Source organism: Streptomyces radicis (assembly GCF_003626575.1).
Lineage (GTDB): Bacteria > Actinomycetota > Actinomycetes > Streptomycetales > Streptomycetaceae > Streptomyces > Streptomyces radicis.
The window spans coordinates 1-1,009 of the sequence record NZ_RBDY01000081.1; the positions used below are offsets into that span (position 1 = coordinate 1).

The following is a 1,009-nucleotide window of genomic DNA, read 5'->3' on the forward strand; positions in this document are numbered from 1 at the left end:
AGGACCTGGCCGCCGGTGAAGTCGCGCGGGCCGCGCCACTGAAGCCCGGTATAGCCCGCCATCTCCCGCCCCGCCGTGGTCGGGGACCCGAAACGCAACGGCTCACCCCGCACGTTGGTCAGCCGGATCGACCAGTCCAACGCCCACGACCCGGAAGCCGCATCGACCGAGTGCACCGCGATGCCACGCCGCTCACCGGCCCACTCCGCACCACCGTTCGCCACCCACGTCAAGTCCTCGACCAGCCCGAACCGGTCGCCGGTGGCCGTGAGCTCGGCGAACGCGTCGTGCCGCATCGACCCGACCCGCTCAGGCACCCGCCGATACCCCTGATCGGGGCCGAGATAGGAATTGCCGCCCCAGAAGTTCTGCCCCGACAGATGACTCGCGGTCATCTGAAGACCCTTGTGCCAACGATGATCGTTGGGCCGATACCCCGAGACCGGATTCCCCGCCAGGGTCCGCAACGGATGGACATAAGGCTTACGCGACTCGAACGGATCCCGATCCGGCCGATACACATAGCTCAGCAGCTCAACGCCGCCAGCCGCCACCGTGACCCGCTCACCCACAGCGTGCGTGACCTCAATCGTCATCGGACAGGACTCCAATCCGGATGGTTGCCGTGCATCGCCTCATAGAACGCATCACCAGGCACGATCTCCCCCGCCAACACCGGACGACCCGTGAAGGCCGCCTTGTACAACGCCGCCGCGAACTCCACCGTCCGACGCGCCTCCACCCCACTCCCCGGCGGCCGCTCACCCCGCCCCCACGCGTCCAACAAACCACCCAACTGCGCCGCGTGCGAACTCGGCAGATCCACGGCAGGCGCCCGCCAACGCGCCACCCGCCCCTCATCCACCAACCCACGACGCGGGGTATACACCCAGTCCTCATTCCGATGCCCGTACAGATGCGTCAACTCCACCGTCGCCTCCGCACAGTCCACACGTATCCGGCTGACCTCATCAGGCGACAACACACTGTTGACCACCGTCGCCACCGC

The 1,009-nt window shown here is 67.4% G+C and carries 1 protein-coding gene and 1 pseudogene; both read right to left on the reverse strand.

The genetic code is table 11. The features are described from left to right. Window positions 1-596: DUF6807 domain-containing protein (locus D7318_RS32320; protein ID WP_183091724.1), on the reverse strand; the 596-nt coding region annotated here is incomplete at its 3' end. Next, window positions 593-1,009, reverse strand: a pseudogene (locus tag D7318_RS32325) (gfo/Idh/MocA family oxidoreductase); the annotation flags it as partial. The gene D7318_RS32320 and the pseudogene D7318_RS32325, both read right to left, overlap by 4 nt.